The organism is Kribbella antiqua (assembly GCF_004345665.1).
Lineage (GTDB): Bacteria > Actinomycetota > Actinomycetes > Propionibacteriales > Kribbellaceae > Kribbella > Kribbella antiqua.
Genome location: NZ_SLWR01000002.1, coordinates 676,388 through 702,440 on the forward strand (window position 1 = coordinate 676,388; position 26,053 = coordinate 702,440).

Annotated in this window: 23 protein-coding genes; 10 read left to right on the forward strand and 13 right to left on the reverse strand. The window is 68.2% G+C overall.

The genetic code is table 11. The features are described from left to right. The 5 genes from EV646_RS09045 (at position 1) to EV646_RS09065 (ending at position 4,914) form a co-directional block, all read left to right on the forward strand. Positions 1–1,143 carry a sensor histidine kinase gene (locus tag EV646_RS09045; RefSeq protein ID WP_199236881.1) on the forward strand — a complete coding sequence of 381 codons (1,143 nt, stop codon included), beginning with the start codon at positions 1–3 and terminating at the stop codon, positions 1,141–1,143. A 76-nt stretch (positions 1,144–1,219) separates the two neighbouring features. Then, positions 1,220–1,867 (forward strand): response regulator, encoded by a 648-nt coding sequence (locus tag EV646_RS09050; protein ID WP_132145913.1) that lies wholly within the window; start codon positions 1,220–1,222, stop codon positions 1,865–1,867. Between the two features lie 10 nt (positions 1,868–1,877). Beyond that, positions 1,878–2,543 (forward strand): response regulator, encoded by a 666-nt coding sequence (locus EV646_RS09055; protein WP_132145915.1) that lies wholly within the window; start codon positions 1,878–1,880, stop codon positions 2,541–2,543. A gap of 639 nt (positions 2,544–3,182) precedes the next feature. Continuing rightward, the gene (locus tag EV646_RS09060) at positions 3,183–4,079 is read left to right on the forward strand and encodes an ABC transporter ATP-binding protein (RefSeq protein WP_132145917.1); all 897 of its coding nucleotides are present in this window, start codon (positions 3,183–3,185) and stop codon (positions 4,077–4,079) included. Continuing rightward, positions 4,069–4,914: an ABC transporter permease gene (locus tag EV646_RS09065; RefSeq protein ID WP_132145919.1), complete on the forward strand. Its 846-nt coding sequence runs from the start codon at positions 4,069–4,071 to the stop codon at positions 4,912–4,914. The genes EV646_RS09060 and EV646_RS09065 overlap by 11 nt, the downstream gene beginning before the upstream one ends. Here the strand turns inward: EV646_RS09065 and EV646_RS09070 are convergent. Genes EV646_RS09070 through EV646_RS09085 form a run of 4 tightly spaced genes read right to left on the reverse strand, consistent with a single transcriptional unit; the run spans position 4,907 to position 10,220 of the window. Then, positions 4,907–6,175, reverse strand: coding sequence for a glycoside hydrolase family 125 protein (locus tag EV646_RS09070; RefSeq protein ID WP_132145921.1), 1,269 nt, complete (start codon positions 6,173–6,175; stop codon positions 4,907–4,909). The genes EV646_RS09065 and EV646_RS09070 overlap by 8 nt on opposite strands. Before the next feature lie 7 nt (positions 6,176–6,182). Then, positions 6,183–7,418, reverse strand: coding sequence for an ROK family transcriptional regulator (locus tag EV646_RS09075; protein WP_132145923.1), 1,236 nt, complete (start codon positions 7,416–7,418; stop codon positions 6,183–6,185). Between the two features lie 14 nt (positions 7,419–7,432). Next, the gene (locus EV646_RS09080) at positions 7,433–8,980 is read right to left on the reverse strand and encodes an alpha-amylase family protein (protein ID WP_132145925.1); all 1,548 of its coding nucleotides are present in this window, start codon (positions 8,978–8,980) and stop codon (positions 7,433–7,435) included. 37 nt (positions 8,981–9,017) lie between these two features. Further along, entirely contained in the window at positions 9,018–10,220 is a 1,203-nt protein-coding gene (locus tag EV646_RS09085; protein ID WP_132145927.1) for a cysteine desulfurase-like protein, read from the reverse strand. Between the two features lie 109 nt (positions 10,221–10,329). Between EV646_RS09085 and EV646_RS09090 the strand changes: the two genes are divergently transcribed. Next, a complete protein-coding gene (locus EV646_RS09090) occupies positions 10,330–11,289 on the forward strand; it encodes a DMT family transporter (RefSeq protein WP_199236883.1) in 960 nt (319 codons plus the stop codon). Here the strand turns inward: EV646_RS09090 and EV646_RS09095 are convergent. From EV646_RS09095 to def, 4 genes are read right to left on the reverse strand one after another with little or no spacing between them, the layout of a single operon-like run. Continuing rightward, positions 11,278–12,237, reverse strand: a complete 960-nt coding sequence (locus EV646_RS09095; RefSeq protein ID WP_241995623.1) for a DMT family transporter — start codon at positions 12,235–12,237, stop codon at positions 11,278–11,280. The two genes, EV646_RS09090 and EV646_RS09095, sit on opposite strands and share 12 nt — an antisense overlap. Further along, the gene (locus tag EV646_RS09100; RefSeq protein WP_132145931.1) at positions 12,237–13,613 is read right to left on the reverse strand and encodes an RsmB/NOP family class I SAM-dependent RNA methyltransferase; all 1,377 of its coding nucleotides are present in this window, start codon (positions 13,611–13,613) and stop codon (positions 12,237–12,239) included. The genes EV646_RS09095 and EV646_RS09100 overlap by 1 nt, the downstream gene beginning before the upstream one ends. Further along, the gene (gene fmt / locus EV646_RS09105) at positions 13,610–14,542 is read right to left on the reverse strand and encodes a methionyl-tRNA formyltransferase (protein ID WP_132145933.1); all 933 of its coding nucleotides are present in this window, start codon (positions 14,540–14,542) and stop codon (positions 13,610–13,612) included. Before fmt ends, EV646_RS09100 begins: the two co-directional genes overlap by 4 nt. Next, positions 14,539–15,087, reverse strand: a complete 549-nt coding sequence (gene def / locus EV646_RS09110) for a peptide deformylase (protein WP_132145935.1) — start codon at positions 15,085–15,087, stop codon at positions 14,539–14,541. The genes fmt and def overlap by 4 nt, the downstream gene beginning before the upstream one ends. A gap of 160 nt (positions 15,088–15,247) precedes the next feature. Here def and EV646_RS09115 point away from each other — a divergent pair, with 160 nt between their 5' ends. Next, positions 15,248–16,513 (forward strand): C39 family peptidase, encoded by a 1,266-nt coding sequence (locus EV646_RS09115; protein ID WP_132145937.1) that lies wholly within the window; start codon positions 15,248–15,250, stop codon positions 16,511–16,513. 4 nt (positions 16,514–16,517) lie between these two features. Then, the gene (locus EV646_RS09120) at positions 16,518–17,642 is read left to right on the forward strand and encodes a hypothetical protein (protein WP_241995625.1); all 1,125 of its coding nucleotides are present in this window, start codon (positions 16,518–16,520) and stop codon (positions 17,640–17,642) included. Here EV646_RS09120 and EV646_RS09125 read toward each other — a convergent pair. Continuing rightward, the gene (locus EV646_RS09125) at positions 17,639–18,256 is read right to left on the reverse strand and encodes an HAD family hydrolase (protein ID WP_132145939.1); all 618 of its coding nucleotides are present in this window, start codon (positions 18,254–18,256) and stop codon (positions 17,639–17,641) included. The genes EV646_RS09120 and EV646_RS09125 overlap by 4 nt on opposite strands. A gap of 10 nt (positions 18,257–18,266) precedes the next feature. Then, a complete protein-coding gene (locus EV646_RS09130; RefSeq protein WP_132145941.1) occupies positions 18,267–19,217 on the reverse strand; it encodes an Lrp/AsnC family transcriptional regulator in 951 nt (316 codons plus the stop codon). 98 nt (positions 19,218–19,315) lie between these two features. On the opposite strand from EV646_RS09130, the gene EV646_RS09135 reads away from it, so the two are divergent. After that, a complete protein-coding gene (locus EV646_RS09135) occupies positions 19,316–20,476 on the forward strand; it encodes an MFS transporter (protein WP_132145943.1) in 1,161 nt (386 codons plus the stop codon). Here the strand turns inward: EV646_RS09135 and EV646_RS09140 are convergent. Further along, a complete protein-coding gene (locus EV646_RS09140; protein ID WP_132145945.1) occupies positions 20,409–21,620 on the reverse strand; it encodes an MDR family MFS transporter in 1,212 nt (403 codons plus the stop codon). The genes EV646_RS09135 and EV646_RS09140 overlap by 68 nt on opposite strands. Before the next feature lie 72 nt (positions 21,621–21,692). On the opposite strand from EV646_RS09140, the gene EV646_RS09145 reads away from it, so the two are divergent. Further along, a complete protein-coding gene (locus tag EV646_RS09145; protein ID WP_132145947.1) occupies positions 21,693–22,673 on the forward strand; it encodes an ArsR/SmtB family transcription factor in 981 nt (326 codons plus the stop codon). On the opposite strand, the gene EV646_RS09150 is transcribed toward EV646_RS09145, so the two are convergent. Together EV646_RS09150 and metK are read right to left on the reverse strand one after the other, a co-directional pair. Beyond that, complete coding sequence (locus EV646_RS09150) at positions 22,670–24,691, reverse strand: primosomal protein N' (RefSeq protein ID WP_132145949.1); 2,022 nt, start codon at positions 24,689–24,691, stop codon at positions 22,670–22,672. The two genes, EV646_RS09145 and EV646_RS09150, sit on opposite strands and share 4 nt — an antisense overlap. 68 nt (positions 24,692–24,759) lie before the next feature. After that, entirely contained in the window at positions 24,760–25,953 is a 1,194-nt protein-coding gene (gene metK / locus EV646_RS09155) for a methionine adenosyltransferase (RefSeq protein ID WP_132145951.1), read from the reverse strand. Between the last annotated feature and the right edge of the window lie 100 nt (positions 25,954–26,053).

Below are 26,053 nucleotides of genomic sequence, written 5' to 3' on the forward strand. Positions count from 1 at the left end.
ATGCAGGAGAGTTGCGCGCCGGTACGCCGGAATCGCTGGGCCGAGCTGATGGCGATCGCCGGGGTCGGCGGCTTGTCCGCGCTGACCATCGTCGGCCGCCACGCGGACGGTGCCGAACGGCCGTGGCTGATCCTCGACATCCTGGTCGGAATCGTTGCCACCGGCCTCATTCTCGTCCTGCCCCGCCGCCCAGTCACGGCTGCGTTCCTGCTGGCCGGACTCGCCGCCCTCTCCCCCGCCGGGACGCCGCCGTCGACGGTCGGCACCATGACCGTGGCTCGCTACCGTCCACTGCGACCCGCGACCCTCGTCGCTCTCGCGGGCATCTTGGGTCACTTGATCCAGGGACTTGTGCGGCCGATCGGCAATCTCCCTTTTCTGTGGTTCGCCGTCCTCGACGTCGCCGTTCACGCCGCGTTCCTCGGCTGGGGTCAATGGACTCAGGCCCGGCTGCAGTTGCTCGAATCGCTCCGCGAACGCGCCCGGAAGGCCGAAGCAGAACAAGGCCGCCGCGTCGCCGAGGCGCGGTCACTCGAACGGACCAAGATGGCGCGCGAGATGCACGACGTACTCGCGCATCGGTTGTCGCTGCTCGCGACATACGCCGGAGCCCTCGAATACCGGCCGGATTCGTCGCCCGAGAAGCTCGCCCAGGCGGCCGGAGTGATCCGCACCGGCGTCCATCAGGCGCTCGACGAGTTGCGCGAGGTGATCAACGTCCTCCGCGACGACGAGGTGTACGACGGCCGTCCGCAGCCGACGTTCCAGGATCTCGACGCGCTGATCGCCGAGTCCCGCGAGGCCGGTACGACGATCTCGTACGACGCCGCGGTCGCCGACTCGACGACGCTGCCTCCGGCAACCGGACGGACGGCGTACCGGGTGGTGCAGGAAGGGCTCACCAACGCCCGCAAGCACGCGGCCGGGCATCCGGTGACGCTGAAGATGACCGGGCAGCCGGGCGACGAACTGCGGATCGAGCTGACCAACGAGGGATCGAACGGCGCTTCGCTCACCCCAGGGAGCGGCACCGGGCTCGTCGGGCTGACCGAGCGCGTCGAGCTCGCCGGCGGCACGCTGGACCACGGGATCACGCCCGGTGGCGGATTCCAGTTAGTCGCCTCGCTACCGTGGCCGTCATGAGCGAGCGAAGCGAGGTCATCATCAAGCACAGCCGATTTTGTGCCTCATCCGCGCCCGGAGCGAAGCGAGGACGCGGATGAGTATCCGGGTTCTCGTGGTGGACGACGACGCTTTGGTCCGGGCGAGTCTGGAGATGATGCTCGACGGGGCGAACGGGATCGCGGTGGTCGGTCAGGCGGCCGACGGCGACGAGGTGCCGGCCGCGGTGGACGCGCACTTCCCCGACATCGTGCTGATGGATCTGCGGATGCCGCGCGTGGACGGCATCGTGGCGACTCGGCGGGTGCGGGCGCGGACCAATCCGCCCGAGGTCGTCGTGCTGACGACGTTCGACACCGATGAGAACGTGCTGCACGCGCTGCGAGCCGGAGCGAGCGGGTTCCTCTTGAAGGACACCCCGCCCGCGCAGATTGTCGAGGCAGTACGGCGAGTCGCGGCAGGCGACCCGATCCTGTCCCCGACCATCACCCGCCGGCTCATGGACCGAGCGGCGACGCAGGCCGACGCGCACACCGTGGCGCAGGAGGCGCTCAAGCGGTTGTCACCCCGCGAGTACGACGTGCTGCTCGCGGTCGCGCAGGGCAAGGCGAACGCACAGATCGCCGCCGAGCTCTACCTGAGCCTGGCGACGGTCAAGGCGCACATCTCGCACATCCTCACCAAGCTCGACCTCGGCAACCGCACTCAGATCGCCCTTCTCGCTCATGACGCGGGGCTGTCATAAGCTCCCACGCATGATTCGGGTGTTGCTGGCGGATGACCAGGCGTTGGTGCGGGCGGGGTTCCGGTCGTTGCTGAACGCCGAGGACGACATCACCGTGATCGGCGAGGTGCCCGACGGCGCGGAGGCGGTCGCGGTGGCGCGGGCCGAGAAGCCGGACGTCGTACTGATGGACATCCGGATGCCGGGCACCGACGGGCTGGAGGCGACCCGCCAGATCGGTGCCGACCCGGAGCTGGCGGACGTTCATGTGGTGATCCTGACGACGTTCGACCTGGACGAGTACGTGTTCGAGGCGCTGCGGGTGGGTGCGAGCGGGTTCCTGGTCAAGGACACCGAACCGGTCGAGCTGCTGCAGGCGGTGCGCGTGGTCGCACGCGGCGACGCGCTTCTCTCCCCCGGTGTCACCCGGCGGCTGGTTGCCGAGTTCGCGACGCGGAGCCGTCAACCGCACGCGAGCAAGGAACTCGACGTACTGACCGAACGCGAGAAGGAGATCGTCGCTCTGGTCGGCGAAGGCCTCTCCAACGACGAGATCGCCGAACGCCTCGTCCTCAGCCCGGCGACAGCGAAAACGCACGTAAGCCGCGCCATGATCAAACTAGGCGTCCGCGACCGCGCCCAGCTCGTCGTCGTCGCCTACCAAACCGGCTTGGTCCGCCCAGGCTGGCTCGGCTGACCCCAGCAGCCCGGCAGGCAGTCCGAGTGTCGGCAGCTCGATGTTCAAGGTTCTTGGGATCAGCTGGCTCGCTGCCAGGCTGGAGGGTGGCGGCAGACCACGAAAGAGCCGCAGACAAGCTGACGAGCGCTCTCGCCTCCGCTCCCGTGTCCCGAGGCAGTAAGACTGCGTCGTCGTCGCTGTGGTCGTAGGCATGCACTCGGCCGTCAGCGCCGGTGAAGGCGCTCGAGCCCGGCGTCTCCAGCCAGATCAACTGCCCGCTGGGATCCCGGACGCACACCGCATTCGAACCGACCAGCAGCCGCAGCCGCCGGGGCGCATACATCAGCGCACCACTGCTGACCACATCCCCCATGAGCGTACGCCCGGGCTCGACCACCGCCTGACCCGTGGCGGTCGAGCCCATAGCCCAGTCCGCGCTACTCACTCAGTCCCCTTCACACAGCTTCACTCCGGCAGAATAACCAGTCCTGGTCTTCGCGACGCCGAGCATGCGGCGAGCGCTTTCGTCTCCGCGTCACCACGGAGCTCGCGACCATAACCACCCCGATCCCTCAGCTGATCTACTCCGGGGGCGGTAGGTACGGTCACTCCCCCGAGACGACGCGGCAGACGACCGTTGACAGGCAGGCTCGGAATATGGATGCGCTTATTGAGGTCAGTGGGCTGACTAAACGGTATGGCGACACCTTGGCGGTTGATGGTGTTGATCTGACGGTTCTTCCTGGGGAGGTCTACGGGTTTCTGGGGCCGAACGGGGCGGGGAAGACGACGACGTTGCGGATTCTCACCGGGCTGATTGCGCCGACGAGTGGTGACGTGCGCGTGCTCGGTGGCGCGCCCGGCCGAGCCGACGTACTCGGGCGGACCGGGTCGATGATCGAGTCGCCCGCGTTGTATCCGTACCTCTCCGGCCTGGACAACCTGCGGCTGCTGGCCGAGTACGCCGAAGTGCCGCGCAAGCGGATCAACGAGGTGCTGGAGCTGGTGGATCTCACCGACCGCGCGCGGGACCGCTTCTCGACGTACTCCCTGGGGATGAAGCAACGGCTCGGGGTTGCGGCCGCGCTGCTGAAGGATCCCGAGCTGGTGATCCTGGACGAGCCGACCAACGGCCTCGACCCGGCCGGGATGCGCGACATGCGCCGGCTGATCCGCGAGCTCGGCTCCGACGGCCGGACGGTCTTGCTGTCCAGCCATCTGCTCGGCGAGGTGCAGCAGATCTGCGACCGGGTCGGGATCATCAACTCCGGCCGGATGGTTGCCGAGCACAACGTCGAGGAACTGCGCGGCGAACAGGAACTGGTCATCCGCGCCACCCCACGCAACAAGGCACACGACGTCCTCGCCGGATTCGGAACGGTCCACCAGTACGACGACACGCTGAGGGTGCAGGTGGATCCGCAGCGCGCGGCCGAGGTGAACCGGGTGCTGGTCGAAGCCGGCATCGAAGTGTCGGAGTTGCGCAGCACCGAACGAGCCCTCGAGGACGTGTTCTTCGAGCTCACGAGCGAGGAGAAGGCCGATGTTGGGTAGTTATCGCGCGGAGGTGCTGAAGCTCCGCAAGCGCTCGGCGGTCTGGGTGCTGTTCGGCGCCGGACTCGTGCTGAGCCTCATCTTCGGCTACCTGCTGCCCTATCTGGGGTACGCCACGGGCGACGAGAACCCGCAGACCGACGGGATTCCGCGCAGCGAGATCCTCCGCGGCATGCTGCCGGAACGCGTGCTGGACAACACGATCGGCGGCTACCCGATCTTCGCCGGCGCACTCGCTCTCGTGCTCGGCGCGATCGTGGTCGGCGGCGAGTACACCTGGGGCACGCTGAAGACGATCCTCACTCAGCGGCCGGGGCGCGGCGCCGTACTGGCCTCGCAGTTCCTCGCGCTGGCGACCATGATCGCGGTCTGGGTGCTGGGCATCTTCGCCGCCTGCGCGCTCTGCAGCATCGGCATCGCGGCAGCCGAGAACGGCGCGATGAACTGGCCGGCGCCCCTCGACATCCTGCAAGGTCTGGCCGGCGGCTGGCTGGTGCTGATGATGTGGTGCCTGGCCGGCACGGTCCTGGCTGTTGCCTTCCGCAACGTCGCGTTGCCGATCGGCCTCGGTGTGGTGTGGATCCTGGGGATCGAGACGTTGCTCGCCGGCGTGGTGAACAGTCTGTTGCCGGACCTGGAGTTCCTGTCCGACGTACTGCCGGGCACGAACGCAGGCTCGCTCGTCTTCAGCGTGACGGGGATGGCAACCGCCGACGCACCGCCTGGGGTTCGCGATGCGGTCGGCGGCGGGCGGGCACTCCTGACCTTGCTGGCCTACTGCGCGATCTTCGCCGTACTCGCGGCTTGGACGACGCGGCGCCGGGACGTCACCTGATCCCTGCGTGGACCAGCGCGAGCTCGCAGAACATCGCGTTGGCCCAGGAGAACCATTCGCGCGTGAACACGGTCGGGTCGTCGACATGGAAGGACTCGTGCATCTGGCCCGTGCCGCCCGTGGTGTCGCGGAGGAGCTCCAGCAACTGCTGGCGCTCCTCCGCCGACGTGCTCGTCAATCCCTGCACAGCAAGGGCAATCGGCCACACCTGGTCCGGCGGGGTGTGCGGACTGCCGATCCCGCTGGCATGCGCGCCGCTGTAGTAATAAGGATTTGTGGAGCTCAGCAGCAGCCCGCGAGTGGCGACGTACGTCGGATCGTCGGCCGACGCGTAGCCGGTCATCGGGATCGACAGCAGGCTCGGCATGTTCGCGTCATCCATCAACAGCGAGCCGCCGAAGCCGTCGACCTCATAGGCGTAGACACGACCGTGCTCCGGATGCTCGACGATTCCGTACTGCGCGATACCGTCGTCGATGTCGGCCTTCAGTTCCTTCGCCCGCGCGGCCAGCGGCTCGTCATGCAGTACCTCGGTCGCGATCTCCTGCAGGTAGCCGAGCACCACCGACGCGAACATGTTGCCGGGCACGTTGAACCCGAGCTCGGTCGCGTCGTCACTGGGCCGGAACGCACTCCACGACATCCCGGTCGGCCGGGTCAGCCGCCCGCGCCCGTCCCGGACCAGGGTGTCAGTCGGTACGTCGTCGTGTCGCTGGAACCGGTACGTCGACCGCTCCTCGTGATCCTGCTCGACAGTCCACAACTCCATGATCGCCAACGCCGCAGCCCTGAACCGCTCGTCGATCACGTCGGCCCGACCCGTGATCCGCCACAGCCGATAGGCCAGCTCGAGCGGGAAGCACAGCGAGTCGATCTCGTACTTACGCTCCCACACCCACGGCGACATCTCGGTCTCGTCGGTGACATGCCCGGCGCCGTTGGCCTCCCGGTTGAACGCGTTCGCATACGGGTCCAGTACGACGTACTCGAGCTGCCGGTGCAGTACGCCGATCAGCACGTCCTGCAGAGCTGGATCGTCAGCACACAACAGCAGGTACGGCCGGAGCTGGGCGGCCGAGTCACGCAACCACATCGCCGGGATGTCGCCGGTCAGCACGAACGTGGTCCCGTCCGGCAGTCGCTCGGCCACCGCGGGCAGGTTCTCCGCCATCGATCGCCGGAACATCTCCGCGATCACCTTGTCGCCGGTCGCCCGGCGGACCTCCTCGGTGGCGCGGGCGAGCACCTCGGCATCGATCATCAACTCATTACCTTTCCACTGCAAAAGCCGGCTCGAGTGCCGGGGAGAACGTCTGGTCGAGCACCAGGCTGGCCGCACCGATCGCGCCGACGTCCGCGCCGAGCGCCGTACCGGCGACTTCGAAGGAGTGCACCGACCGGACCAGGAAACGCTCCTCCAGCGCCGCCTGCACGGCGACGCCGAAGAACGGCGCGAGCTGCTCCCAGTGCGGACCGCCGAAGACGACGCGTTCGAGATCGAGCAGGTTCGCGATGTCCTCGACCACTTTCGCGACCCGCTCGGCCAGCTCTGTCACGATCTTCTGCGCGACCCCGGGTTCGGACGCCAGCGAACACAGCTCGGCGAAGGCAGCGTCGACAGCCCGGCGATCGTCGAGGTCGATGCCCTGGGCAAACACTCCGGCCTGCACCGCCTGCTGGACCAGGTACCGCGGCTGGCTCGTCTCGCCGACGCAACCACGCCGGCCGCAGTAACAGACCGGTCCGTCGGGGTCGACGATCACATGCCCGATCTCGCCCACGTTGCTGGACGAACCCCGGATCACCTCGTCGCCGATCACCAGCCCGGCACCGATACCGGTGCCGAGGTAGAAGAAGACAAAGCTGCCGCGGCCGTGCGGTCCCCACTTCTCCGCCAGCGCCGCCGCGGTCACGTCCTTGTCCAGCAGGACATTCAGCCCAGTCCGCTCCTTCAGTTCGTCGCGGAGCGGGACCAGGTGCCACGCGGCCAAGTTCGGTGGGTCGACGACGACGCCACGCTCGACGTCGATCGGGCCGGGCGCGGCGATCCCGACACCGACCACGCGGTCCCTCGGCGCCTCAGCATCAGCGATGACGTCCTCGATCGTCGCTGCGATTCCGTCGATCAGTACGTCGGGCTTGTCGCCGTACGGCGTCTCCGTACTCCGGCGGGCGACGACCTGACCGGTGAGGTCGAGCAGGACGACGGTGACGACGGCCGGGTCGAGGTGGACGCCGACGGCGTACTGGCCGGTGGGCTCGAGCTCCAGCAACGTGCGCGGTTTGCCGAGGCCGTTGCCTTTCTGACGGCCGGCCTCACGGACCAGTCCGGCGTCGAGCAACCGGCGCGTGATGTTCGAGATCGCCTGGCCGGACAGGCCGGTCGCATTCGCCAACTCGACTCTGCTCAGGCGATGTTCGGTACGGCGAATCGCGTCGAGCACCACGGCGTCGTTGAACCCGCCGACACGATCAAGATTCGTCCCTCGGCGTACAGTCCCCACACATCCCCCAGCTGTCACGGCGCACTCGGATCCGCACCCCACGGAAGCATCCAGTCGTAATGCACTGTCTCGGCACCGGACCGCCAACTGTTCGGCGTGGTGTTCACCAGCCAGTCCATCGGCTCGATCCCGGACGCGTCACCACCACTGAGCGCCAACCGTATACCTTCGCTCAACGCCTTATCCGTCAGGTCATTTCTCGCCGCCGGATCGATCGACACGAACAGCGCCGTACCGGAACGGGCAACCAGGTCGAGGAACCGCGCGTTCAGCTCCCACGGCGTCTGCGGCGTACACGGCACACAGTCGGCGTCGACAGTGAAGAACCTGTTGTGCTGCGGCAACCGGAACGCCAACGTGTTGACGCCCATCTTCCGCGTCCGCTCCCAGGCCCGCCCGGACGTGTCATCACCAGTCCGCTGCACATCGACCAGCCCAGCCGCGAGGTGCCCGACGGTGTTGCACCCGATCAGTACGACGTCCTCCGCAGCCGCCCGCACTTCGCGGTAGAACGCCAGGACGATCTCAGCAGTCGTACGTGTGGGGTCATGGAACTGCGATCCATTGCCGGTGAGCATCGACGATCCCCAGCGGCCGAAGACGTCGTACGTGCTGAAGTCGTGCTTGATCAGCTCGAAACCCCAGCCTTTGAACCGCTGCAGATCCGCCCGCACCAGCTCGAGGACTGGTGGGTACGTCGGGTCGAGTGCGCGGCCGCCGTCGCGACCCCAACGACTTGGCTCGCGGACCCGCAACGGGCGAAACCACAGGCCAGGGCGGGCGCCGATTTCCTTGATCGCCGCAGCCGTGCCGGCCATGTTGTCGAAGACGCCGGGAGTACCGATGTCCCACGGTCCGCCGGCCGCGATCCCACCCGGGTACCAGCCGTCGTCGACGACGCTGAATGGTTTGACCGCGTGCCCGTCGGCGAGTTCGACGATGGTCGCGGCGTCCTTGAGGACCGCCTTCTCGTCGAAGTTCTCGCCGTATGCGTAGTACCAGTTGTTCGCCCCGACCACCGGCGCGGGCTCAGGTCGCGCCGGTAGCCGGGTGCTCAGGGAGGCGACCGCTGCATGCAGGGTCAGCCATGGGGTGCCGGCGTCCTCGAACTGCCGGACGGTGGCGGCAGACAAGGTGCGCCCGTCGAGTTGCGTCGGCCCGCCGCCGTTGCGGAGGTCGAGCCACAGTGTGAACCCGTCCGCGTCGACAGTCCACGAGCAGAACGCGTTCGGCTGCACGTCCACACCGGCGCCCGTGGTACGACCGGTCCGTGGATCATGGGTGAGGAAGTACCACGGGAGCAGTCGCTCAGGTTGCTGATGCCGCCACTGCAGATCGCCGTACGAGCGTTCCCAGGCGTCACCGAGGATCAGCGCATTATCCGGGAGTCGATCGACCCAGCGGAGTGCGACGCGGGAGATTGTGTGGGCGCTGACGTCGACGGTGCCGTCGGACCAGCTCACCTCGACACCGGCGACCGACCAGACAGTGCCTTTGCGGACGGCGGTGGTCAGGGCGTCCGAGGGACCGACCTGGACGAACACCGCGATCGGCTCTCTCACCGGGCTCCCTCAGGAAGAATTACCCCACGGACTTTAGTTAGTCCTCCGGAGCGGCGTCAAGACTCTCCACCACGGCGACGAGGCGGTCCACATCCGACTGGTCGACGTACGGCGCGAGGCCGGCACGGACGGCACCCGAGGCGCCGAGCCCAAGGTGGCGCGCAGGCTCGTAGGCGTAGAAGGAACCGGCCGGAGCGTTGACTCCGGCTGCCGCGAGCCGCTCCGCGACGGCAGCCGGCGTCCATCCGTCGACGGTGAACAGCAGGGTCGGCGTACGACGCGATGCGTGGCCGTAGAGGGTGACGCCTGGGATGGCCTCGAGCCGGGTCTCGAGATCAACGCGGAGGTCGTCCTCGTACTCCTCGACCAACTGCAGCGAACTCATCAGCCGCTCGCGCCGCGTCGAGCCCGTGCCACCGAGACTCGCCAGGAAGTCGACCGCCGCCGTCGTACCGGCGAGAAGTTCATAGGGAAGCGTCCCGAGCTCGAATCGCTCCGGCACCACATCCGTTGCCGGAAGCAACTTGTCCGGCCGCAACGTCTCGAGCAGCTCCGGCGAACCCGTTAGCGCGCCGAGGTGCGGTCCGAAGAACTTGTACGGCGAGCAGACGTAGAAGTCGGCGTACGTCGCATCAATCGGCACGTGCGCGGTCAGGTGAACGCCGTCGACGTACAGCAAGGCTCCGGCTTGGTGGACGAGGTCGGCGATGCGCGTCGTGTCCGGGCGGGTGCCGATGAGGTTGGAAGCGCCGGTGACGGCCACCAGGCGGGTGCGGTCGCTGAGGAGCGGCGTGACGTCGTCGAGCTCGGACGTCTCCTTGTCGAAGCCGAGCCAGCGGACGGTCGCACCGACTGCTTCGGCGGCCTGCACCCACGGGCGGACATTCGCGTCGTGGTCGAGACGGGTGACGACGATCTCGTCGCCGGGCGCCCAGGTCTTCGCGAGCGTCCGCGAGAAGTCGTACGTCAGTTGCGTCATGCTGCGGCCGAAGACGATGCCGCGCGGGTCAGTACCGAGGAGGTCGGCCATCGCCTCGCGGGCGCCGACCACGATCTCGTCGGCCCGGCGCTCGGCGGCGGTGAGCTGGCCGCGGTTGGCCAGCGCCGAGGTCATCGTCCTCGCGACGGCATCGGCGACGACCTGCGGAGTCTGTGAACCGCCGGGACCGTCGAAGTGCGCGGCCCCTTCGTCGAGAGCGGGGAACTGCTTGCGGACGGCGATGACGTCGAAGACACCCATGCCGGCCATCCTCCCCGAAGGTCACCGTGAGTGCCATCGGCTGTCCACAGCTGCCCGGTCGCGGGCAAATATGTACGAAATGTCCCCGGCGTAGTGCAGGATGTCAGGAGTGAGCACCCTGACTACTACTGACAAGGCGCCGGTGCGGGCCTGGCTTCCGACCATGCTGGCCCTGGCGGCGATCTGGGGTTGCAGCTTCCTGTTCATCTCCGTCGGCGTCCGGGAACTGCACCCGCTGTACCTGGCGCTCGGCCGGGTGGTCGCGGGTTCGGTGGTGCTGGTGGCGATCCTGGCGGTGAAGCGCCAGTCGCTGCCGCGGGACCCTCGACTGTGGGCGCATTCCTTCGTCCTCGGTGCGGTCGGATCGGCCATCCCGTGGACCCTGTTCGGGTACGGCGAGCAGCGCATTCCGTCCCTCCTGGCGGGGATCTGGAACGGCATCACCCCGCTCATCGTGCTGCCCATCGCCGTACTGATCTTCCGGACCGAGACGTTCTCGCTGCAGCGGGTGGTCGGGCTGATCCTCGGCTTCGGCGGCATGCTCGTCGTACTCGGGGCCTGGAACGTCCACGGCGGCGCGGATCTGGTCGGTCAGCTGCTGTGCATGCTCGCCGCCGTCTTCTACGGGTTCGCGATCCCTTATCAGAAGCGGTTCATCGCCGGCACGACATTGTCCGGTACGGCGTTGTCCGCGAGCTTGCTGATCTGCGCGGCCGTCCAGCTGGCGATCGTCGCGCCGATCGTCACGCGGCAGGCGCCGCCGGTGCCGTGGTCGCTGTCGATCGAGGTGGTGCTGAGTGTCGTCGCCCTGGGTGCGCTCGGCAGTGGGCTCGCGTTCGTGCTCAGCCTGCGCAACATCCGGCTGATCGGTGCCAGCCGGTCGTCGATGGTGACCTACCTGATGCCGGTGTTCTCGATCATCGTCGGCGTGATCGTGCTGCACGAGCACATCACCTGGTACCAGCCGGTCGGCGCGTTGATCGTCCTGCTCGGCGTCGCGGTCTCGCAGGGCTTGCTGCGTACCATCCGCCGGAAGCCGACGCTCGCCGTGGAGGCGTCAGCGGCGTAAGTTCGGCACCGCTGCGACCACTACGGCGACGAGGGCCAGTAGCGTCCCGCCGACGACAGGGAAGGTGACGGCCTTGTCGGCGGCGGGGACGAACAGGTCGATGAAGAGGCTCGCGATCAGCTGACCGGCGATCGTCCCAAGTCCGAGCACGAAGACGCCGACGACTCGGACCACGGCCGCCGCCGCGCTGATGAAGATCACTCCGCACGCACCACCGAAGTACAGCCAGGGCTCACTCGGCAAATGATGCGGCGCTGTTCGCATGGTGAGGTCCGCCAGGAAGACGACCAGTAATGCGACGAAGCCGACGAGGAAGTTGACCACGCCGGCCGCGACCGCGCCGTACGCATCCCGTGACGCTGTGCGGGCGACGCGGCCGTTGATCGCCTGCTGCACCGCCGTACCAACTCCGCCCAGTGCAGGCAGTACGGCGAGCAGCAGACCGTCCGGGTGACTCAGCTGCGAGGACACCGCGAGTACGACGGCCGCCAGGGCGAGAACCGCTCCTACGACGCGCGGCGTGGTGTAGGGCTGTGGACCGGCGGGACCGAAGCCGAGGCGGTCGACGACGAGACTGCTGACCGCCTGCCCGGCTACGACGGCCACGGTGAAGACGGCGACTCCGACCACTGAGACGGTGATCGACTGGGTTGCGACCAGGAATGCACCTGCGACTCCCCCGAGGCACTGCCACCACCGCAGGCCACCGTGCCCGCGCATCGGCGTACGGATCGCACGCCATACGTTGGCGAGTGAGCGGCGGACCGGCGGCAGCAACGCCACTCCGACGAGCAGGATCGACAGACCGGTCCCGAAGGAGATCAGCGCGGCCGCGACGCCGTCGGCGAGGACGTGGCCGAGTTCGCCGTTGAGCCGGGACTGGATGGCGACCAGCATGCCGATGCCGAAGGCGGCGCTCAGCCCGACGATCTGAGACTGCCGCGTCACTATGACCGCCGGATCAATGCCAGGTACATCGCGTCGGTGCCGTGAACATGCGGCCACAGCTGGACATCCGGCCCGTCGCCGAGATCGGGCACGCCGGGGAAGAACGCGCGGGCATCCTCCAGGACTGCGTCCGAGCGGCCCTTGAGTACGGCGTCCACGACCGCGCGGGTCTCGTCGGGATGCGGCGAGCAGGTGACGTACGCCACCACGCCGCCCGGCCGGACCGAGGTGATCGCCGAGTCGAGCAGGTCCTCCTGCAAGGGCCTGAGCTCGACGACGTCTTCCGGCGTACGGCGCCAACGCGCTTCCGGGCGACGGCGGAGCGCACCGAGGCCGCTGCAGGGCACGTCCGCGAGGACCCGGTCGTACGACGCCGCCGGCCAGGTGGGCTTGGTGCCGTCGCCGACGAGCACCTTGTGGTCGCCGGGAACCGCGCGGAGGTTCGAACGGACGAGCTCGGCCCGATGCTTGAGCGGCTCGATCGCCGTGAGCCGACCTTCGCGCTGGTGGACGATGGCGGCGAGCAACGCGGACTTGCCACCTGGTCCGGCGCAGAGGTCCAGCCACTGCTTGTCGTCGCCGTCGATGGGCGCGTTGGCCAGCGCGGTCGCGACCAGTTGCGATCCCTCGTCTTGCACACCGGCGCGGCCGGTCGCGACGGCCTGGATCCGGCCGGGATCACCGCCACCTTGCAGCACAGCGGCGTACGGCGACCACCGCGCCTTGCTGGCTCCGGCTTCGATCAGCTCGTCCACATCCGCGAGCCCTGGCCGCGCGACCAAGGTCACGCGTGGCGGCTCGTTGTCCGCGTCCAGTAGTTCTTCGAGACCATCGCTGAGTGCGTTGTCGAAGGCCTCGATCACCCAGCGGGGGTGTGCTTTGGCGATCGCCAGGTGGCCGACGCGATCCTCATCGATGCTTGGGGCAACGGTGTCGATCCACTGGTTCAGCGAACGCTGGCTGATCTTGCGGAGGACGGCGTTGACCAGGCCGCTGCGTTTCTGGCCGATCTCGGCGCGGGTGAGCGTCACCATCTCGCTCACCGCAGCGTACGAGTCGACGCGCATCCTCAGCAGCTGGTGCGTGCCCAGGCGGAGCAGGTCGAGCAGCTCCGGATCCAGGTCGGCCAATGGGCGGGACACGCTCCGAGCAAGGAAGGCGTCGTACGTGCCCTGCCAGCGGAGGGTGCCGTGGACCAGCTCGGTGCAGAACGCGGCGTCGCGGCCACCTAGGCGCTGCTCGCGGAGTGCCTTGTTCAGCGCGAGGTTCGCGTAGCCGCCCTCCGCGGTGACCTGACGGATGACCTGGTACGCAACGCGGCGAACCCGGTCCGGGCGCCGCTGCGGCGCCCGGTTACGAGGCGATCGGTCACTCACGCGGATGGTCCCAGACGGTCCTCGTCGGTGAGACGGACGCCGCGGGCCCAATCGGCCGCGGCCATTGGCTTCTTGCCCTGCGGCTGGACTGTCACCAGCTCCACGGCCTTGCTGCCGGTGCCGGCCTTCACACTCGACTTGGTGGCCTGAAGCTCACCAGGCTTCAGCTCCTCGTCGGTCAGCCATACGGCGAGCACCTTCAACCGCTCACCGCGGAACATCGTCCACGCACCCGGCGCCGGGTTGCATCCACGCACCAGCCGGTCCACGCGCTGCGCCGGAGCTGTCAGATCCAGCTCAGCGTCCTCGACGTTGATCTTCGGCGCCAGCGTGATCCCGTCCGCCGGCTGCTCCCGCGCCTCGAGCACCCCGGCTTCGATCCCGTCGAGCGTGTCCACCAGCAACTTGGCCCCGGACTCGGCCAGCCGGGTCAGCAGATCACCCGCGGTGTCGTTTGGACCGATCGGCTCGGTCAGTACGCCGTAAACCGGGCCGGCGTCGAGCGCCTTCACGATCCGGAACGTGGTCGCCCCGGTCACGTCGTCGCCGGCGATGATCGCGTGCTGCACCGGCGCGGCTCCACGCCAGGCCGGCAGCACCGAGAAGTGCAGGTTGATCCAGCCGTGCGCGGGGATGTCCAACGCTGCCTGCGGCAACAATCCGCCGTACGCGACGACCGGGCAACAACCCGGGGCGATCTCGGCCAGCCGCTGCAAGAAGGCAGGTTCTGAGGGCTTGACGGGCTTGAGGATCTCGATGCCGCCGAGTTCCTCCGCGTACTGCGCGACCGGCGAGGCAACGAGTTTGCGGCCGCGGCCGGCCGGGGCATCCGGACGGGTGACGACGGCAACAAGTTCGTGGCGACTGGCAACAATCGCCTTCAGCGCGGCGACAGCGGGTTCCGGCGTACCGGCAAAGACGACTCTCACAGGCCGAATCCGTTCGTCGGGTGCGGGGAGAGCTTGACCTGTGGCGGTCCGCCGAGGCCGGACCAGTCGGCTTCGCGGATGGCCTTCATCGCCTGTTTGCGGGTCTCGGTGTCGAGGCGGTCGATGAAGAGGATGCCGTCCAGGTGGTCGGTCTCGTGCTGGATGCACCGGGCCAGCAGGTCCGAGCCCTCGATCACCACAGGGTCGCCGTACATGTTGAAGCCCTTGGCGATCACCGACTCGGCTCGGCGGCAGTCGAAGTTCAGGCCGGGGATCGACAGACAGCCTTCCGGGCCGAACTGGTCATCCTCGGACAGCGTCAGGACCGGGTTGATCAGGTGGCCGAGCTCACCCTCGATGTGCCAGGTGAACACGCGCAGCCCGACGCCGATCTGCGGCGCGGCCAGGCCGGAACCGGGCGCGGCCTGCATGGTGTCGGTGAGGTCCGCGACGAGGCGGCGCAGCTCAGCGTCGAAGTCGACCACCGGCTCTGCCTTGCTGGTCAGGACGGGGTCGCCGAACAGGCGGATGGGTTGGACCGACACAGACTCTCCACAGCGCTCCACGGACCAGGACCTGGCAAGTCTAATTGCCGCCCGTAGGCGGCTTCGGCGGGGAGGGCCCTCCACATAGTTGCCACAAGCACGTACTGTGGTCTCAGGCGTACCTACAGTCACTACCGTCACACGCCCAACGGGAGACCCAATGCCCACAGCAGCACGGGGGGCAACACTGATCCTCCTCGGGGCCCTGCTCGCGCAGGCGCCCCTCACCGCCGCCGCCTACGAGCCGCGCGACCGTACGACGTCCAGCGCACCGGCTCCCGCAGCTCAGCCGACTGCCGCTCAACCAACTGCCGATCCCAGTGCCGCGCCGGCCGAGCCTGCCGCGGAGCTTCCGGCGGCGCGGTCGTGGAGCGAGGTGGTGCAGCAGGTCACCGAGACCTCACCCAGCGACCTGGAACTCCGCGCCGCCGACACCTCGGCGCAGGCCTCGTCCGTGATGCGCTGCTTCAAGCTCGACGAGGAGAACTACTGCCTTGGCCTCGGCTTCGTGGACGAGCTACCGACCGGGGCTCAGGTGCAGCAGATGTTGCGCCCGCCGACCGCGACCGCGGCCGAGGACGGCGTGGAGCAGGACATTTCGACCGGCGACCTGACCCCTGCCGCGTTCGTCGCGGAGCGGGCGTCCATGCCGAAGAGCGCGCGGGTGAACGCCGAGCTCGACGAGATGCAGGCGGCCTGGGACGGGCGGGAGAAAGCTCGCGAGCTCCGCCTCCTCGACGCTGACCCGCGCCCGCAGTCGGCTGCGCCGACTCCCACCGCGACACCGAGGCCGACTCCTACTAGTTCGCCGACTGCTACACCTACGGTGACTGCGCCTACTCAGGGGACTCCCTCGCCGGTCACTCCGGTGAAGCCGGTGCCTAAGGCGGCGTATGTGATGAAGGGGTATCAGACGTCGCAGGAGAAGGGGTATTGGTGTGGGCCGGCGACGTTCCAGTCGATTGACTGGGCGGATGACGACCAGAAGGACACGCAGGCGTCCTGGGCCAAGGATCTGGGGTCGACCACGTCCGGTACGGCGATCTCGGCGATGGTCAAGCAGACGAACCTGAAGACGAACTGGGATCTTGCCGCCGGCACCTACATCGTCCAGAACGTCGGCCACTGGAACGCGCAGAAGTTCTTCCAGGTGCACCAGAAGCACCTCGGCGTCAACAAGGCCCCGATCATCGAGCACACCCAGCTGCTCAAGCGGTACTTCCCGTACCTCGCGTTCAACCACAGCGGGCACTACCAGGTCGGCCGCGGCTACGATCGCGCGAACGGCACGATCGCGATCTACGAGGTCTTCAACGAGCGCCGGTTCAACAGTCGCGGCAACGTCACCGACGGCCCGAAGAACATCCCGGCGAGCGCCCTCTTCAACGCGACCCTGGCCAACTCCTTCCAGAACATCGGCCTGTAGAAAAATGCCCCGCAAACCTCTGGTTGCAGCAGCCGTCGTCCTGCTCGTCGCCGGCTGCTCATCCAGTACGACGACCATGCCGTCGCCAACCGCAGCACCGTCGACTCCGTCGAAACCCAGCGAGTCGAAACCCAGCGACACCGGTACGGCGGCCCCCGCCTGGACGAAGGTGCTCCGCCAACCGGTCGACGGCCAGCACCTGGTCACGCAACAGCGGAAGTACCTCGTCACCCGCGGCAGTGACGAGGCCGGCACCACCGTGATCACCGACCGCGGCAGCCGCAAGGTCGTCGTACGGCATGTCCCGGCGGCTGGCTTCGTGGCCCAGTCGCCGGTGGTGATCGACGACCGGTGGGCGCTGATCGAGGACATCCGGTCCGACGGGCCGGACCCGGAGATCCGGGTGTACCGCTACGACCTGAGCACCGGTCGCCCGACTGACTTGGCCAAGCACCTGCCAAGGGTCTCCGAGCCCGAGATCGGTGCGAACGACGGGACGTTCGCCTACAGCTCGACCGACGCTCGCAACAGGTCGTGCCTGATCGTCGCCGAGCTAGCCACCTTGAAGTCGCGCGCCGTGACCTGCGTGGCGGATCCCGGGTACGTCGCCGACCCTGTGCTGTCCAAGGACGCAGTGACGTTCAGCGAGATCATCGCACCCGAGACCGCGAAGCGCTGCAAACGCGTCCTCACCGCGCCGCTCGAAGGCGGCCCGGCCAGCCCAGTGCCAGCGGCAACCAACTGCATCCAGTGGAGCGGCGCCTCGTTGCGAGGGGCAACCGTATGGTCCGAGGTCAGCGCGTCGGACCCGAACCAGTACCAGAGCCAGGCGTACGTACGCGAATCCGGCGACTCCCCCTCGCAAAAGCTCGGCACGATCGTCACCGACACCATCATTGCCTGCGGCAACTGGATCTTCTGGGAAACCCGAACAGTCGCCGACGGCAACGAGAGCTACCAGATCAACCGCTGGCAACCCGGCCGCCAACGCCCCCAGCCCATCTACACCGGCAAGCCCGGGACCGCCCTCACTCCCCTGACTTGCCAGGACAACACGGTGTACGTCGAAGCCGCCTTCCTCGCGACCACACCGGCGTACGCCGAAACCCTGTCCACCCCCGCCGCCTAAACAGAAAGGCCGCGGGCCCGCAGGTGCTCACGGAGCGACGCCGCGCTGGTGAAAAGCTCGGCGTCGATGCCGACCACGCGGGCACCGTCGACGTTGTGCTGCACGTCGTCGGTGTAGAAGGTGCGCTCAGCCGTCAGGCCGAAGCGCTCGAGCAGGATCCGGTAGATCTTCTCGTCCGGCTTCGTCGTCTGCTCGACCCCGGACACCACCTCACCGTCGAACTCGGTCAGGATCGGGAACGCCTCCTTGGCGACCTCCCACTTCTCCGCCGAGAAGTTGGTCAGCGCGTACGTCGGGATGCCCAGCGCCCGCATGTCGTTGAAGACGGCGACCGTGTCCTCGAAGAGGCCCTTGATGGTCTTCAGCCACTGGGTGTCGTACGCCTCGATCCACTCGGCGTGCTCGGGGTGCAGTGCGGTGAGCTCCACGACTGCCTCGGCCCAGGGCCGGCCCGCGTCCTGCTGATGGTTCCACTCGCGCGTCGTTACCTCGGTCAGGAACCAGGTCCGCTGCTGCTCGTCCGGGATCAGGTCGGCGTACAGGTAGTCCGGACTCCAGTCCATCAACACCCCACCGATGTCGAACACCACCGTGTCGATCGTCCGCTCAGTCATGCCCGCAACCCTATGCGAACGGCGCCGCGGCCTTGACGGTTCGCAGGATCGGGACGGTCTCGAGGGCGGTGACGGACTCCAGCGCACCGAGCCGCTCGGTCAGATAGGTGTGCAAGGCATCCGGGCTGGCACACAAGGCGTGGGCCACCAGGTTCGTACGCCCGGTAGTCGCCGCAACGAAGGCAAGTTCGTCGTGCTCGGCCAGGGCGCGTGCGACCCCATCGACCCGCGAGGGCGGCACCGACATCCACAGCATCGCGCTGGTGGTCACGCCGAGTGCGGCTGGGTCGACGTCGACATCGAAGAAGACCGCCTCACTCTGCTGCAACTCGTCGAGGCGGCGAGCGACTGTCGCGGCGGTCCATCCGGTGCGTACGGCGAGATCAGCGAGCGTGGCCCGCCCGTCCTGACCGAGCGCGGCCAGAAGCTTCCGGTCGCCGGCCCCGAGCGAGCGCGCTGCCTCGCGGTCGGTGGTGGACGTACGCAGGGCCGCTTCCTGCTGCGGGTTCAGGCTCTTGGCCCGTCCGCGCCAGGCTGACGGACCGCCGACGTACAGGTGCAGGAGGTAGTGCGCCGAGACCGCCGTGATGCCTGATGCGCGCGGGATGTCGTGCAGCAGCAGGGTGTTCCCGTCACTTGGCGTGGTGTGGACGATGGACACGATCTCGGTCCCGCCCGACGCCAGTTTGATCCAACTGGTGTCCGACCGGCGGGCGAGTGCCGCCGCGAGGTCCTGCGCGGCCTGCGGTGTGGCGGTCAGGCGGACCAGCCACTGCGCTCGGCGCGCGTGCTGCGGATCCGGCAGGCCGACGACCCGCAGTCCGGCCTCCGCGCGCAGCCGGTTGTAACGGCGAGCCACCGTCTGTGTCGACACCCCGAGCACGGCCCCGATCCGGCTGTACGGCGCCCGCCCGTTGGTCTGCAGCGCATGGATCAGGCCGCGGTCGATCTCGTCCAGCATGTGACGATCCTCGCTCAGAACACCATGCATTGGAAGATTCCTGCAACTAGAGCCAACTTGATGGAATCCGGCAAGCTCTCGACGCGAGAGTTCAACGCATGACAAACAAGAAGAAGCGATGGGTGGGGTTGATCGCCCTGCTGGTGGCGGAGGCGATGAACTTGCTCGACGCCACGATCGTCCAGGTCGCGGCGCCCGTGATCCACGGTGAGCTGCGTGGGCGGACGTCGGACATCCAGTGGTTCAGTGCGGCGTACACGCTCCCATTCGCACTACTGCTCATCACCGGCGGACGATTAGGCGATCTCTACGGCCGGCGGCGGGTGTTCCGGATCGGCGTGGCGGGATTCGTGGCGGCGTCTACGACGTGCGCGCTGGCGATGGATCCCGTCGTACTGATCGGAGCAAGAGCGGTTCAAGGCGTTGCGGCGGCGGTGGTCATTCCGCAGACCATCGGCCTGATCAAGACGAGCTTCGAAGGACCCGAGCTGTCCAAAGCGCTCGGCTGCATCGGGCCGGTGATGGGACTCGCGGGTCTCTCGGGCCCGTTGCTCGGCGGAGTCTTGACCGAGGCAATCTCCTGGCGAGCGGTGTTCCTCGTCAACGTGCCGTTGGGTCTCGCCGTACTGGCGCTGGCGAGGGTTCTGCCCGAATCGCGGTCGCCGCGGCGGCGGAACCTGCTGACGATCGAGGTAAGCCTGTTCCGGAACAGCGGCTTCGGGGCGGCGCTCATCACGTCGACGTTGTTCTTCGCGGTGATGAGCGGCCTGACTCTGATCGTCGTACTGCATCAGCAACTCACTCTGCACCACAGCGTGATGCACGCGAGTCTCACGCTCTTGCCGTGGTCGGTGTGCTCCGGGGTTGCTTCATGGTGCGCCGGTCAGTGGCTGGCCCCGCGGTTCGGTTCGCGGCTCATGTACGTCGGCCTCGGTCTGCTGCTGGTCGCCGTACTGGGAGCAAACCAGCCGATCGGACTTGCCGTGTGTGGAGTGGGCGCCGGTCTGTTCACGACGTCGTTCTTCACCGAGGCGCTGCATCGCGTTCAGCCGCAGGAGACGGGGTCGGCGGCTGGGTTGCTCAACGCGGTGCAGCAGTTCGGGAGCACTCTTGGTGTCGTGGTGCTGGGCACGGTGCGCGCTCTGTGGGTCGCGGCCGCGGTGATCGTGGTGACCATCGCGACCGCCCACGTCATGCGGTCGCCGCGTTCGCAGCGGCTCGGGCGTGCAGAGCCGGCGCCAGCGCGAACTGCCCGATGAAGATGATCACTCCCAGCAGCGCGCAGCCGAGCCAGGTCGTGGTCGGACCGAGGTACTCGAGGGCGTTGGTCCCGGCCAGCGGCCCGACCACCGTGCCGATGCCGAACGCCATCCCGGACATGCCCATGTATCCGCCGCGCAGGTCAACCGGGGCGAGATCGGCGAACACCGCGCCGATCACCGCCGCGAACCCGATCTCGCCGATCGTCCAGACCACCACCGACAATCCGTACCCCCACCAGTCGTGCACGACCGCGCCGAGTCCGAACCCGAGGCCGACCACCAGCATCGACGCCGCGAGCAGCTTCGGCCGATCGAACGCCGCCAGCCGCTTGCCGAGGAAGGGCTGGACCAGCACGATCACCACACCATTGAGGGCAATCACCAACCCGTACGTCGAGGACGGCAGCCCGTCGTCAGCCATCGCCAACGGCAAGGTCGAGTAGCCCTGGAAGTAGATGGTCGCGTAACCGATCTGGAGCAGGATCATCAGCAGGAACACGGTGTCCCGGAGTGCGACCGGCAGCAGTGGCCGACGTGACGTGCCCTCGTCCAGGGCCGGTCGGCTCTCCGGCACCATCGCCCAGATCACCAGGCCGGCGATCACCGACGTACCGGCGTTCAGCCAGAACAGCAGTCCATAGCCGATCGACGCGAGTACGCCGGCGCTCACGGTCGAGACAGAGAAGCCGAGGTTGATCGCCCAGAAGAGCAGCCCGTACGCGCGGACTCGCTCGCCCGGCTGGAGCATGTCGGCCACAGTCGCCTGCACGGCCGGGCGGAACAGGTCACCGAGCAAGCCGACCACGAAGGCCGCTGCCCAGATCATCACCATCGACCGGGCCGATCCCAGCAGGATGAGTGCGGCGCCCGTACCGAAGAAGCAGATCAGCATGGTGAAGCGGCGACCGACGCGGTCGGCCAGCCAGCCTCCGACGAGCTGCGACGCGACCGAGCCGGCGCCGACCGCGGCGGCTACGGCACCCGCCGTACCGGCTGAAAGGTGACGGTCCTGGGTCAGATAGAGGACGAGGAACGGCTGAACGAAGCTGCCGAGCCGGTTGACCAACTGGCAGACCCAGAGCGCCCAGAAGGCCCTCGGCAGGGCCGGGGCGGGCGCGTCGGCAGCGGCGATAGCACTCATGAGGACAACTCTCAGGGCTACGGCGATCGGCGTCGACGATTAGGCACAGAACTAATCGGTTAGGGTGGGGAGGTGATCACGATCAGGTTGAACACCGATGACGTGGGCCGGATCCGGTTCGCGCTGTCGCCGGTGTGGGAGGCCGTCACGAGCGTACGGGCGCTCAGCAACAACACCGCGCGCAGCGTGCACGGGCCTTGGCTGCAGAAGGTGCGGCCGGCCATCGACGGTCCGGACCTGACGTTGCTGAAGGCACTCATTCCGCCGGTCGGCTACATCCCGGACTTCCTGACGCCGGCGCCGCCGCGGCGCTCGACCAGCTTCGAGTCCGGTCTGGCCGCGATCGCGGCGACACCGCACCACTTGGTAGTGGACGAGATCGGCAGGCTGCACGAGGAGAATCCAAACCCGCTGCTGCCGGACCTGATCGCCCATCCGGCCAAGGCGCTCGACCTGATCACCTCGGCTTTGGAGTCGTACTGGCGGCGCGCGATCGAGCCCGACTGGCGGCGGATGCGCTCGCTGCTGCAGGAGGATCTCGCGTTTCGTCTCGACGAGCTGGCCGCGGGCGGGCTGGAGCGGTTGTTCCGCAATCTGCATCCGTCGGTGCGGTTCACCGGGGACCTGATCGAGATCAACCGGCCGTTCTGCTGCGACGGCGAGCCGATGGCGGGGCAGGGTGTGCTCTTGGTCCCGTGTGTCTTCACCTGGCCGGCCGGGCTGGCTGTGACCGCAGCACCTTACGTGCCGACGATCACGTATCCGCCGCGTGGGCTCGGGCGGCTGTGGGAGGACAGGCAGGACACCACCGACTCACCCTTGGCCGACCTCGTCGGCCGGACCCGGGCGGCGATCGTCTCCCACCTCGATCTGCCCATGTCGACAACCCACCTGGCACACCAGCTCGGCGTCTCGGCCCCAACCCTGAGCGTCCACCTCAGCATCCTCCGGAACGCCGGCGTAGTCGCCTCCCGCCGCGACGGCCGAGCAGTCCTCTACCGCCGCACCTCGCTAGGCAGCCAACTCCTCACCGCCTCCACTCCCCTGGTCTAGCCGAACGACGGTGGGTCTACCTGGACTCGAACTGAGCCGGGGCTTTTCTTTGCGCTGCGAGTGGATTGGGCGTCTTTCAGCGCGCGGGCGAGGGTGGAGCCGGCAGCTCGGGGGGTGCGAACTACGGCTCGGACGGTTTCGTCGTCGACGTCTACCGGGCCCAGGACTTCCAGGCCGGCTGAGGATGGCAGCAGGTTTCGGAGGCGGGTGATCAGGTCGGCTACGGCTTCGGAGGGGCCGGTGAGTTCGGCCAACTTCGCGGCGGGGGCGAGGCGGGCGGCGCGGCGTTCCTCGACTTCGCGGGCCGCGAAGCCCTCGGGGCTCCAGCGGACCACGGCCTGCAGCGGGAGCGCGGACGGTTCACCAACCAGGATCACCGTGCCTGTCGGCCGGACCAGCGCCGCCGCGTTGAACCATCGCCGTACGGCCTCCTCGGGAGCGCGAAGGTCTGGTCGGGCGAGCATCAGCCAGGTGTCCAGCAACAAAGCAGCGCTGTAGCCGCCTTCCGCGACCGGCTCGGCTCCCGGGGTGCTGACGATCAACGCCGGCTCGTCGCGTACGACGTCCAGCATGTTGTCGCCGCCCGACGTACGAACGACGACGCCGGGAAACGCGCGGCCCAACTCTTCCGCCGTACGACGCGCTCCCACGACCGCGGCGCGCATCCGGGTGTCACCGCACTCCGGGCACCGGTGATCGGCCGCCGGCCGCCCACAGACGCCGCAGCTCGCCGGCCCCGATCCGCCAGTACGACGCAACGAACCGCCGCAGGTCGCACAACGCGACGGAGCCCGGCACGTCTGACACACCAGGCTCGGCAGATAACCCGCCCGCGGCACCTGCACCAGGACGGGCCCGGATCGCAAACCCTCACGCGCGATCTCGAACGCCCGCTTCGGCAACCGCGCAGCCCGGGCCGCCGGATCGCGGGCAAGATCGGTATCCGACTCCCCCGCGATATGCACCGCCGGAGCAGCCGCCCGAATCACCGTCCGGTCCGCGATCAGCTCCGCCGCGAACCCGGATTCCAGCAGCGCCGCCGACTCCGCGGTCCGTGCGAACCCGCCGAGCAGCGCGGCGCACTTCTGCCGAAAAGCCCGCAGCAGAAGGACTTCCCGGGCATGCGGATACGGCGCCCGCGGTTCGGCGTACGAGTCGTCGCCGTCATCCCACAACGCGACCAGTCCAAGGTCGGCCACCGGCGCAAAGGCAGCCGCCCGCGTCCCGATCACCACCCGCGCACAACCACGCAGCGCCGCGAGGAACGCCCGATACCGAGCCGTCGGCCCAAGATCGGCCGACAGCGTGACGAACCCGCTCGCGCCGAGAACCGCCGTACAGGCTGCCGCCAACCGCTCGAGATCACGAGCGTCGGGCGCGAGCAACAGCGCCCCACGACCCGAGGCCGCACACACCGCGGCAGCCTGAGCAAAGGCGAGCGCCCAATCCGCACCCGGTACGGCGGTCCAGATCGCGCGCGGCGACTCCGACCGAGCAACCGCGTCGAGAAACCCGGTCGGGTACGGCGACCACTCGGAGCGCGAGGTGGACAGCGGCGGAGGCGGGGGCTGGTCGCAGCGCAACGGCTCGCCTTCGACCTTAGCGTGGCGCGGCGGGACCGCGAGCCGCGTGACATCCGCGAGGACTCCGGCGTACCGGTCGGCGACCGCGCGACAGAGGTCGGCGATCTCCGGCGTCAGCACCTGCTCCGCCGACACAACCTTGCGGAGCCGGGCCAGCTTGCCCTCGTGATCGGAGGACTCGAGCCGCTCGAGCACGAACCCGTCCAGGTCCTTGCCGGCGAAACGAACCTTCACCCGGGCGCCGGGCTGAGCCGCCGCGGCCAGGTCCTCGGGGACCAGATAATCGAACGGCCGGTCCAGATGTGGCAGCGAGACGTCGACCGCGACGCGGGCCACGGGCAGCGTCGAGGTGATCCCGGCCGGCTCCTTGGTCCGGGACTTGCGAACGGTCTCCCGCAGCAGCGTCAACTGCTCAGGCGAATCGTTCGTCGTCACCCGGAAACTCTAAAGCCAGCGGGCGACAGTGCGTGATCGCACTGCCGCCCGCCTGTGGACAACTGGTGTTACTTGTTGACCGCGGCCTTCAGTTCCTCGACGCGGTCGGTGCGCTCCCAGGTGAAGTCCTCGCCGGAGCGGCCGAAGTGGCCGTTGGCGGCGGTCTGGGCGTAGATCGGCCGGAGCAGGTCCAGGTCGCGGATGATCGCGGCCGGACGCAGGTCGAACACCTCGAGGACAGCGTCGGAGATCTTGTCCACCGGCACCGTCTCGGTCCCGAACGTGTCGACGTAGAAGCCGACCGGCGCGGCCTTGCCGATCGCGTACGCGACCTGCACCTCGGCCCGGTCCGCCAGCCCGGCGGCGACGATGTTCTTCGCCACCCAGCGCATCGCGTACGCCGCGGACCGGTCGACCTTCGACGGGTCCTTGCCGGAGAACGCGCCGCCACCGTGGCGCGCCATGCCGCCGTAGGTGTCGACGATGATCTTCCGGCCGGTCAGACCGGCGTCACCCATCGGGCCGCCGACCTCGAACCGCCCGGTCGGGTTGACCAGCAGCTTGTACCCGGTCGAGTCGATGTCGAACTGCTCGAGCACCGGGTCGACCACGTGCTTCTTGACGTCCGGCGTCAGCATCGAGTCCAGGCTGATGTCCGCCGCGTGCTGGCTGGACACCACGACGGTGTCGATCCGGACCGCCTTGTCACCGTCGTACTCGACCGTGACCTGGGTCTTGCCGTCGGGCCGCAGGTACGCCATCGTGCCGTCCTTGCGGACCTCGGACAGCCGGGCGGTCAGCCGGTGCGCGATCGTGATCGGCAGCGGCATCAGCTCGGGCGTCTCGTTCGACGCGTAGCCGAACATCAGGCCCTGGTCGCCGGCGCCCTGCAGGTCGAGCGCGTCGGTGGACGAGTCCGACCGGGTCTCGTACGCCGTGTCGACGCCCTGGGCGATGTCGGGCGACTGGCTGCCGATGGCGACGGTGACACCACAGGAGGCGCCGTCGAAGCCCTTCAGCGACGAGTCGTACCCGATCTCCAGGATTCGGCTCCGGACGATGCCCGGGATGTCGACATACGCTTTGGTCGTGACCTCGCCGCCCACGACGACCAGACCCGTGGTGACCAGGGTCTCGACCGCTACCCGGCTCTTCGGGTCCTCGGCCAGCAGCGCGTCGAGGATGGAGTCGCTGATCTGGTCAGCGATCTTGTCCGGGTGACCTTCCGTCACCGACTCGGACGTGAAAAGGCGCCTCGCCACAGTTCTCCCTCGGATTTCCTCTTATGGCCGCACGTCACGGCACTTTGGCCGGGCCGCGCGATCCCCCCACATGCATCGGCGAAAGCGATGCATCTGGGCA

Excerpts from the sequence above, each read along its gene's own strand:
- EV646_RS09050 (WP_132145913.1), top strand. The coding sequence starts at position 1,220 with ATGAGTATCCGGGTTCTCGTGGTGGACGACGACGCTTTGGTCCGGGCG.
- EV646_RS09135 (WP_132145943.1), top strand. The coding sequence starts at position 19,316 with ATGACAAACAAGAAGAAGCGATGGGTGGGGTTGATCGCCCTGCTGGTG.
- EV646_RS09045 (WP_199236881.1), top strand. The coding sequence starts at position 1 with ATGCAGGAGAGTTGCGCGCCGGTACGCCGGAATCGCTGGGCCGAGCTG.
- EV646_RS09140 (WP_132145945.1), bottom strand. The coding sequence starts at position 21,620 with ATGAGTGCTATCGCCGCTGCCGACGCGCCCGCCCCGGCCCTGCCGAGG.
- EV646_RS09120 (WP_241995625.1), top strand. The coding sequence starts at position 16,518 with ATGCCCCGCAAACCTCTGGTTGCAGCAGCCGTCGTCCTGCTCGTCGCC.
- EV646_RS09125 (WP_132145939.1), bottom strand. The coding sequence starts at position 18,256 with ATGACTGAGCGGACGATCGACACGGTGGTGTTCGACATCGGTGGGGTG.
- EV646_RS09060 (WP_132145917.1), top strand. The coding sequence starts at position 3,183 with ATGGATGCGCTTATTGAGGTCAGTGGGCTGACTAAACGGTATGGCGAC.
- EV646_RS09130 (WP_132145941.1), bottom strand. The coding sequence starts at position 19,217 with ATGCTGGACGAGATCGACCGCGGCCTGATCCATGCGCTGCAGACCAAC.
- EV646_RS09115 (WP_132145937.1), top strand. The coding sequence starts at position 15,248 with ATGCCCACAGCAGCACGGGGGGCAACACTGATCCTCCTCGGGGCCCTG.
- EV646_RS09055 (WP_132145915.1), top strand. The coding sequence starts at position 1,878 with ATGATTCGGGTGTTGCTGGCGGATGACCAGGCGTTGGTGCGGGCGGGG.
- EV646_RS09065 (WP_132145919.1), top strand. The coding sequence starts at position 4,069 with ATGTTGGGTAGTTATCGCGCGGAGGTGCTGAAGCTCCGCAAGCGCTCG.
- EV646_RS09070 (WP_132145921.1), bottom strand. The coding sequence starts at position 6,175 with ATGATCGATGCCGAGGTGCTCGCCCGCGCCACCGAGGAGGTCCGCCGG.
- EV646_RS09085 (WP_132145927.1), bottom strand. The coding sequence starts at position 10,220 with ATGGGTGTCTTCGACGTCATCGCCGTCCGCAAGCAGTTCCCCGCTCTC.